The organism is Thiocapsa sp., from assembly GCF_022340925.1.
GTDB lineage: Bacteria > Pseudomonadota > Gammaproteobacteria > Chromatiales > Chromatiaceae > Thiocapsa.
This window is the reverse complement of sequence record NZ_JAJDNA010000038.1, coordinates 1-8,831: the sequence shown is the minus strand read 5'-3', so window position 1 is coordinate 8,831 and position 8,831 is coordinate 1. Positions and strand designations below refer to the sequence as shown.

8 protein-coding genes are annotated in these 8,831 nt (G+C 63.1%); 5 read left to right on the top strand and 3 right to left on the bottom strand.

Annotated features, from left to right (window positions below; genetic code table 11):
* Positions 1-105 precede the first annotated feature (105 nt).
* A complete protein-coding gene (locus LJE61_RS04860; RefSeq protein ID WP_296917654.1) occupies positions 106-831 on the top strand; it encodes an FkbM family methyltransferase in 726 nt (241 codons plus the stop codon).
* 281 nt (positions 832-1,112) lie between these two features.
* Here LJE61_RS04860 and LJE61_RS04855 read toward each other — a convergent pair whose 3' ends face one another.
* The 3 genes from LJE61_RS04855 to LJE61_RS04845 all read right to left on the bottom strand — a co-directional run bounded on the left by LJE61_RS04855 (position 1,113) and on the right by LJE61_RS04845 (position 3,655).
* Positions 1,113-1,940, bottom strand: coding sequence for a glycosyltransferase (locus LJE61_RS04855; RefSeq protein WP_296917652.1), 828 nt, complete (start codon positions 1,938-1,940; stop codon positions 1,113-1,115).
* Between the two features lie 235 nt (positions 1,941-2,175).
* Positions 2,176-2,727, bottom strand: a complete 552-nt coding sequence (locus tag LJE61_RS04850; protein WP_296917650.1) for a hypothetical protein — start codon at positions 2,725-2,727, stop codon at positions 2,176-2,178.
* Positions 2,728-2,848: 121 nt separating this feature from the next.
* A complete protein-coding gene (locus LJE61_RS04845; RefSeq protein ID WP_296917648.1) occupies positions 2,849-3,655 on the bottom strand; it encodes a hypothetical protein in 807 nt (268 codons plus the stop codon).
* 501 nt (positions 3,656-4,156) lie between these two features.
* Between LJE61_RS04845 and LJE61_RS04840 the strand changes: the two genes are divergently transcribed.
* The 4 genes from LJE61_RS04840 to LJE61_RS04825 all read left to right on the top strand — a co-directional run.
* Positions 4,157-5,470, top strand: coding sequence for a class I SAM-dependent methyltransferase (locus tag LJE61_RS04840; protein ID WP_296917646.1), 1,314 nt, complete (start codon positions 4,157-4,159; stop codon positions 5,468-5,470).
* 214 nt (positions 5,471-5,684) lie between these two features.
* Positions 5,685-7,286, top strand: a complete 1,602-nt coding sequence (locus tag LJE61_RS04835) for a CmcI family methyltransferase (protein WP_296917644.1) — start codon at positions 5,685-5,687, stop codon at positions 7,284-7,286.
* Between the two features lie 65 nt (positions 7,287-7,351).
* The gene (locus tag LJE61_RS04830) at positions 7,352-7,582 is read left to right on the top strand and encodes a hypothetical protein (RefSeq protein WP_296917642.1); all 231 of its coding nucleotides are present in this window, start codon (positions 7,352-7,354) and stop codon (positions 7,580-7,582) included.
* Between the two features lie 458 nt (positions 7,583-8,040).
* The coding region (locus LJE61_RS04825) for a magnesium transporter (RefSeq protein ID WP_296917640.1) at positions 8,041-8,831 on the top strand (791 nt) is incomplete at its 3' end.

Genomic DNA, 8,831 nt, shown 5'->3' with positions numbered 1-8,831 from the left:
GATCCGACAAGCGGGACGCACGGCTCCGGTCCTGCCCGGGACTGGGCGGTATAGATGCGCGGATCGGCCCGGCGAACGCCACGACAGCTCGAGAAGATCATCTCCGTGTTCGGTCCGACCCGAGCGCGGCGCCTGCTTTGGCGCGAGCGATGGGGCGATCGCAGTCGGGTCTCTTTGGAGTATCGCGGACGGCGGCATTTTCTTCGCCTCAATACGACCGACCCACTCGTCTGGTTCAGCGTCTTTCTTCAGGAGGACTACGGCGCGCCCTTGCCGTTCGAGCCCCGAGTCATCCTCGATGCGGGTGCCTACACGGGGTTGTCCGCGATCTACTTGACGAACCGATATCCACAGGCAGAGATCATCGCGGTCGAGCCGGACCCGGCCAACTTTCGGCTCCTGAAAAGGAACGTGGCATCCTGTCGCCGGATACGTCCCATTCAGGCTGCACTCTGGTTCGAAGATGCGGAGCTGATGCTTTATACGCGGCCAGAGGGCCACTGGGCTTCCTCTGTCCACGCGTTTGGCCTCGGCCCCAGACATACCGGGCCCTCTCGGGCGGTAGCCGCAATGTGCGTCGAGACATTGAAGGCGCGGTTTGGTCTCGAGCGCATCGACCTGCTGAAGATCGACATCGAGGGGGCAGAGAAAGAGCTGTTCGAGCATTCGAGCGGCTGGATCGACGAAGTCGGCGCCATCTTCATCGAGACCCACGACCGACTGAGACCCGGCTGCTCGCAAGCAGTCGCCGCTGCAACGGACGGGTTCGACCAGACTGTCGTCGCCCCGATGACGACGCTGCTTGTCAATCGGTGCCGCCGCGGCGCCTAGCCCGCTGATCGACTGGCCATCCTGGCCAGACATCAGCACCCAACAGCAACGCGCGGTTTCGCCGCTCCTTCGGCTGCACTCGGCGAGGCGACTGAAGATCGCTGTGCCTCCGTGTGCCGCGGTCAGCACCGGATTGATCAGCGGTTCCAGGGACGTGGGCAGCCGAGCCACCCTGAAGATATCGGGCCGTGAGGGTCCTCGTTGCCCTGTCTGATCCCTGCTCTTACCCACATGGCGTGCCGCCGATCCGGAATCGCCTGCGGATCAAGAGCCGCCTGTGGTCAGGTTCGCGGACCGCGAGGCACGGGACGGGCGAAAACGGGATGCGATTGCAACGGGTTCGAGCAGTCCAACTCACCGTCCGAGCGATAGAGCCTCAGCTCGTCACGGCTCTGAAGTCCGATATCCGAAGCACGAAGCCCCGCTCGCGCGCGGTGCCAGCCGCGCTGAAGCTCTTCCGGCGCGTAGGACCGATCCACCCATTTCTCTTTGGCGTGCTCAATGCTGAGAAAGAGGTAATGGCGCATCGGGAAGTCCGTTGGCGAGATGCGCATCTGCGGGAACGCGATGCGATGGCCGCCGGACGCCGCCAGGTCCGGTGCAGCATCCTGGCGTTTCCAAAGTGTCAGGCGATGGTGCGGAGCCGGACGAAAGGGGTAGTACCAGCGCATGGTCTCCTGAAAGCCCGGATGGTCGTGATCCGGCTCTTCCCGTGTCGGCACGAAGCAGAGCTCAATGAAGTTGGCCGCGTTGTAGCCCGCCGAATCAATGTGCCTGATCGCTTCGCGGAGCGTGCGGAAGGGTGGGGGTGGCAGGCGAATCTCGTCGGCATCGACGTGCATGCACCAGTCATGGTCAGACGCCTGGGCGATCTCGACCTTGCGACGGAGAATCGTCTCCCAACGATAGACGCCGTTGCGCGCCAAGGATTCGATCCCGATCAAGCCGCGACCGACATAGTCCTGCGCGATGGCTCGGGTCTGATCCGTCGATTCGTTGTCGATGAGATAGACATCGAGCCCCTGTCGAATCAGATTCTCAAGACAGGCACGGATGAATCTTTGCTCGTTGTAGGTGGCCAGGATGGCCAACGCTCTCAAGCTCGGCACCGCTGATTAGCCTTCATGAACGCGCGCCACCGGAGCTGTGCGCAAATACGGGTTGCAACGATAGCGTCTCCCCGTCGGACGCGCCATCGACACGCCTCAAAGAATCTTTGATTGGATACGCACGGGAGATGCGTGTCGCATCAGGACCGGTCTACCGACACCCGCGAGATCAAGCCGGTCGGGCTGGTCGATCGCTTCCGTGGGACCGTCCAGTCCCGAGGCTGTCAAGGAATGATCACTGCGTTCCGATCAGGCTGATCATCTGCACCGCGAAACCCGGTGGCAGCAAGCAGTTTACCGAGATCGTCCAGCAGGCAGGACCGCAACCGCCGCCGATCGCATTCGTCACCCCTGGGATGGTCGCGTTGATGACTGATACCCATCGCTGCCCTGGCTGGTTCGGGTTCGCCATCAAGCCCGAGGCGATCAAGTTCTGGGCTGGGTTGTCAGACACACCCGGGATGTCTTCATTGAAGAGGTCGATGAAGTTCACGACGCAACGATGGAACTGCGTCGTGCCCGGCTGCTTGACGCCGAAAACCGCAACCGCGAATCGCTGCGGCAGCGCGGTGTGCTCGAATGAGAGCGGACACACCACCCAGGTCGCCTGGTTCCCCAGAGGGTTCAACAGGTAATGCTCATGCCAGCGCATCGGGAACGCCTGGTTAAGGAATGGCGCCACACACTCGAGCGCAGGCACGTTGACGTCGGCCTGAGCGGCGGGTGTGCTGACCATGGCGGTGCAACAAGCAACCGCCCCTAGCACAACGTTTGTGATCTTGTTCACCTTCTTGCACTCCAGATCAATGGCCGACGCACACGTTGCCTGGGGGCTGACTGCATTCCGTCACGATCGATGTCTGGCGCTCCGCGTGTACGCGGCCGGCCGTTAATCCAAGGGCATTGCCTCAATCGGTAACGCCTTTGACCGGGAGATCGAGCTGCGGACCAGGGATGTCTCCCAGCAGCTCCAGGTTTGCATCACCTCCTTTTCGTTTTTCGATCAACACAGAGATGTGTGGCCTTTTCCCAGACAGGGACGGGGTCGTCATGATCTTTCCGCCGTCGCTGACGGTCGTGGCAAGAGCGAGCAGCTCGAACTTACCTTGCTCGAGAAGATCCGCCTTCTCTTGTTCGCCGAGATGCACGACGGATGGCGAGAGGAGCCAGTCGATCTTGCAGACCGTTCCCCGGCACTCAGTGACCACCTGTCCGCCATACTCCAGGTAGAAAGGCCTGTTCGTGTATTCCGAGAAGAACGCTTCGTTGATGGAGGCCCGCGCGGCTTCACCCCACTCCGTGCTCGCTGACTCGTTGGAGAACGCCGCCTCGAGGTCGGTTGAGAGGTCGATCTCCGTCGGAGAGGCCGCTGCGGCCAAATCCGCGTACGGGTTGACGGGAGCCCCCGGCACAACGGCTTGCATGCTGACTCGATCGTTCACTTGCTCCAGCAGTCGCTCGAGGTCGTCCACCCGCCCGCCAAGGGACGCAACCAACTGCGCAATCGCGGCGGTGTCGGTGGCCTCTCGGGGGGGGGTCTCCGCGACGACATCCCGCTCCTCCTGAGCGGCTTGCCGCGTTTCCAGGGCAGCGAGGCGGGCATCGTTACCCTCGATCCCGGCGGAAATCTCCACCAGAATGAAGCTGACCCACACGGCGAATCCGGCCACCACGCTCAGCAGCGCGCCTGCCGCCCATCGAGCTAATCTCGTCATGGATGCGCTCCCACCGGACCTCAGCCACGGCAAACAGAGATTCCCCTATAAAAAGTACAGTTGGTCGATTCCCCCCGACTACCGGGCCTCGCCCAGGACCGGGCTCCGGCCGGAGATCCGGGTCAGGGAGGTCACCCGGACGGCGCGCCGCCAGGGGTGGCCCGCCTCGGCCAGCGCCGCGCGGCTGGCGACGCGCCGGGGCGAGCAGAGCGCCAAAAAGCCCGGTCGGGCTGTTGGAGCCGTTGCTCAGGATCCGGGACGGTTCGAGCGGCAATGAATGATCCGGACGCCTAGGGGCCTGTCGGACTTAGGGGGATCGAAGCGAGGGAGTGGACGAGCGAGGACAGATTGCACCGATCTTGAGGCCTATAATGGGTCTGTGTAACGAGAGATCGGGCGGACATGGGCCGCTCCCCCGCCGGCGCAGTAGATCGGCCTTAAGACCGATGGGCTACTAGGCTATGCTTCCCCAGACATGCGACCAACCGGGCGGGCAGCGCCGTGCACGACAGCTCACTGACCAACATGCGCCTCTGCGTGGATCGGTTTCTGGAACCCCCGGAAACGCATCCACTGAACATCCTCGACGTCGGCGGTGGCGACTTCAACGGCAATTACAGGTCGGTATTCGCATGCCCGGCAAATTACTTCACCGCTGACCTGGACCCCTCGCTCGATCCGGACGTGGCCGTCCGCGCAGACGGCACGATCAATCTCGCCTCAGAATGCGTGGATCTCACCCTGTCGGGCCAGATGCTGGAGCATTGCGAAGACCCGGTTTACACCTTCAGCGAGATGGCCAGGGTCACTGCCGTGGGCGGCCACATCTTTCTGATCGCACCTTCAGCGGGTCCCTACCACGCTTACCCCCTGGACTGCTACAGATTCTACGAGGATTCCTACAGGGTCTTCGCCAAACGCACGGGACTCCGCCTTGTCAGTTTATTCAAGGACGACAAAGGCCCCTGGAACGACCTGGTGGGCGTCTTCGCCAAGGATGTCTCGAGGCGAGTGAATCTGGCCCGATCCGCCACACAGGAATGGTTTCCTCCCCTGCCTCCGCCTCGGAGCAGTCCTCCCTTCTCAGACAATCCGGACATCAGCCAACGGCTTCAGATCAGTGTCGAGGAGGGGCCTCTGTGGAGCGACCCCGATGCCAATGCCACCAGGGGAGCGGAGAACTATCGGGATGTGCTGCAACGGTTGCACCAGATGCGGCAAACTCGGCGATACGTGGAAATCGGGGTCCGACACGGCCTGTCCTTGACGCTCGCACCCGGTCGCGCCGTCGGCATCGACCCCATGCCCGAGTTGACCGTGGAGCTTCCGGCGAGCGCCAGCCTTCACGTCTGCTCCAGCGATCGCTATTTCCGCGAGGTCGACGAGGGCGAGCGCCCGGATGAGGTCGATGACTTTGACATGGCGTTCATCGACGGGATGCACCTCTTCGAATTTGCCCTCAGGGATTTCATCAATCTGGAGAAACGCAGTCGCCCCGACGCGTTGATTCTGATCGACGACATCTTTCCCTGTGCGGTTGAGCAGGCGGCGCGCAAGCGAACGACCCGAGTTTGGACCGGGGATGTTTGGAAACTGATAGACATCCTGCGGGACTACCGACCGGATCTGGACATTGCCCTGCTCGATACAGCGCCAACCGGCTTGGCCGCCATCCGACGGTTGGACCGCACCAACAGGGTACTCTCGCAGCGGTACAACCCGATCGTGCGCCAAAGGATCGAAGCGGACGCACCGCCGCCTCCGGCCGTGCTCAACCGTGAGGGATCCATCACTCCATCGAGTCTTGTGCTGTAGCCATCCCGTGAGGTGATGAGCGTCGAACCTCAGCCAGCGTGATAGACCAGACTGCCTCGTCGCCCCGGCAGAGCCTGCCCCGGACATGTTCCGGGGGACTGCCGGGCCCCTGTGCCAGGGAGGGCACGCCGGGAACCAGCCGAGGTATGGCGATCACCTGCCGCGATGCGACAAGAATCAATCGTAACCAATCTCTGCAGCTTTCGATGCGCCCATGACCCAGACCCGATCTGATTCCTTCGATTTCATTGATCTCGGCCCGCGCCCCGGCACCGACGATCCCGCGATCACGGTGATCATCGCCGCCTATGCAATGGAGCGGGAGCTGCCGCGCACCCTTATGAGCCTTTCGCGCAGTTATCAGAACGCAACAGAGAGTCTTCACTATGATGTCCTATTGGTCGATAACGGCTCCCCCAACCGACCGAACATCGATCAGCTCAAGCAGATCTGCCCGAACCTGTCCGGCGCTCTGATCCGCAAGTCGCCGGGCCGTTCACCAGTCGCCGGGCTCAACGGCGCCATTCAACAAGCCAGGGGATCGATCGTCGGTGTAATGATCGATGCGGCGCGCATCCTGTCCCCGGGCATCATTGCGAGCGCCGCAGAGATCATTACACCTGAGAGCCAGACGGTCGTGGGCACCTACGGGTTCCACCTCGGTCCCGATGTGCAGATGGAGTCGGTCAAGCACGGATACGGGCCAGAGCTAGAAGACAAGCTCCTCGAGCAGATCGGCTTTCCGGCAGAAGGCTATCGGCTGTTCGAGATTTCCAGCCTCGCAGGCAGCTCCAGCAGGGGGTGGTACAGCCGCATCAGCGAGTCCAACCTCTTTTTCACGACCAAGCGAAACCTGCTCCGGCTGGGTGGGTTCGACGAGCGGTTCGCAAGCGAGGGTGGCGGTTTCGCCAATCTCGAGATCTGGGACCGGCTTGTGAGCGACCCGCTGGATCAGGTCGTGATGCTCCTGGGAGAAGGCACCTTCCATCAGGTGCATGGCGGCACCGCAACCAATCGGGGCTCAGAGGAAAAGCACGTGTTGTGGCGAAACGAATATGCCGCCATTACCGGCCGGGACTATCGCTGCCCGAGCTACCGTTTCATGAATGACGGGGCCATCGAGTCATCCGATCTCATGCGTCGATTCACAGACACGACGAGGCCAAGCAGCATCGGTCTGCCAGGGGTCATCTTCAGCGAGGCGCAGCTGACCGCGATCCAGAACGGCGTGATGAACCGCAGTTTTTATCGCCGCGTCCCCTTTTTCAAGTCGCCTTTCTGCCAGGCCATCTACGGCAAGCTCATCAGCGATCTCAGGCCCGGAAGCGTCATTGAAATCGGCTCTCACTCAGGCGGCAGCGCACTCTTCTTTGCCGACAGGATGGCCGCGGAAGGTCTCGTGCCCAATCTGTTGTGCATCGACATCCTCGACCGAATGGCACCCCTTGCCAAGCGCTCGCCCGAGATTCGTTTTATCCAGCTGTCGGCCGAGCATCTGGGCCGGATCTATGACATCGTCGATCAGCTCCCGAAGCCATGGCTGGTGGTAGAAGACGCCGATCACACCTTCCAGCTCTGCGTCACCGTCTTCGAGAGCTTTCGGACCTTGCTGACGCCCGGGGACATGTACGTCGTGGAGGATGGGATCGTTGCCTATCTCGGCGAGGCTTACCGAAGGTATGACTCCGGACCGCTGCGGGCGATCGAATATATTCTGGCCAACTATGGCGATCGTTTCGCTATCGATCGAGACAGCTGCGATCTCTACGGCCTGAATGCGACATGGAGCCCGAATGGCTTCCTGCGGGTGATCTGACACCGGCAATGCATCTGGCCTTTTCGTCTCCGGCTGGAATGGGTCGGGTGCGCCCGCGAGCGACCATGCGCATCACCACCACCGACCCCATGACCCTCAATGACGTGACTGATCTGGAGACGGCCCCGTTCGTCATCGACGGGAGCGGATCGGACGCGATGGAGATCTATTCCGAGTCCGGGGCGAGTCGCATGGAGTCCCTCGAGCCGATGGGCCAGGAAGAGACCCTGGCACCCGAGCTCATCGACAAGTACAACGCGATCGCGGACGACGAGATCATGGGCGGGATCAACTGACCGCCTTGCCCGCCGCGGCGCCGCTCCTTGAGACGCTGATTGATCCGCCATCCTGGACGAGAACCAGCACGGAACGCGAAAACGCGGTTTCCGCTTTCCTTCTTTTGCGGCCGCTTGGGCGGCGGAAAATCGCGGGGCATCCAGCCCCGAACGGGAAGCGCTGAATGCTTCAGCGCATAAGCCGATCCGCCTCAAGTCAGACAGGCTCCTAGGAGCTGATCGAGCGTCTGTACGGCACGATGACCGGCCTGATCGAGGAGGGCGGCCTGGACGGTGATGACGACCAGGCCGATGATGCCGGTTGACGCGACCGCCCCGGCCCCGCAGCCCGGACACGCCGCTCCCCCGTTGCCCGGATGCAGCGCCGGCGCAATCCGGGGGCAGCTTCCGGGCGGATGCGGGGTGGTCGCACCCGCCCCGCTCGCGGGAACCAGGGCGCTCGACAACGGAGTCAAGCCATGAACGATCAGACAAATCAGGTCAGGCTGGTCTGGCGCCCGGTCGGGGAGGCCGGCATCGGCGATGACCTGGACGAGCACAACGGCACCGTCGTCGAGGCCTTTTCGCGCCTCATCAAGGACGGCGACCGCAAGGCCGTCACCGCGGCGCTGCGCCGCTGGCCCCCCGCGCACCTGCTGGCGCTGTTCGTCCATCTGCCGCTGAAGCGTGCGCGGGTTCTGATCAACTGGCTCGACCCGCTCCAGAGCAAGGTGGTCGCGGAGCTGAACCCGTCATTCCGCAACGCCCTGCTCGAGGACGTGACCCTGCACCGCCTCGCCGAGGTGCTGGACGGACTCGAGCCCGAGGAGGCCGCCGACGCGCTCGAGGACCTGCCCGAGGAGGTGGTCCGGCAGGTGCTGCCGCGCCTGCGCGAGCGCGCGGCGGTCGAGACGCTGCGCACCTACGAGGAGGATTCCGCCGGCAGCATCATGAGCCGCAAGTTCGTCGCCGTGCCCCCGGACTGGACGGTCGGGCAGGTGACGCACGAGATCCGCGCCAATGCCCGCGCCATCGAGACCCTCTACGCGGTGAACGTGGTCGATGCCGCGCACCGCCCGGTCGGCTACCTGCGGCTGCGCGATCTGCTGCTCTCGCCCAAGGAGGCGCGGGTCGGCGACATCATGAGCACGGACTTCATCGCGGTCGGCCCGGACACCGACCAGGAGGCGGTCGCGAGGCTGGCCGAGCGCCACGAGCTCTCGGTGGTCCCGGTGGTGGACCACAACGGCCGGCTGATCGGCCGGATCAC

Bases quoted from the DNA above. Each gene is read 5' to 3' on its own strand.
- LJE61_RS04830 (WP_296917642.1), top strand. From the start codon at position 7,352: ATGCGCATCACCACCACCGACCCCATGACCCTCAATGACGTGACTGAT.
- LJE61_RS04845 (WP_296917648.1), bottom strand. From the start codon at position 3,655: ATGACGAGATTAGCTCGATGGGCGGCAGGCGCGCTGCTGAGCGTGGTG.
- LJE61_RS04835 (WP_296917644.1), top strand. From the start codon at position 5,685: ATGACCCAGACCCGATCTGATTCCTTCGATTTCATTGATCTCGGCCCG.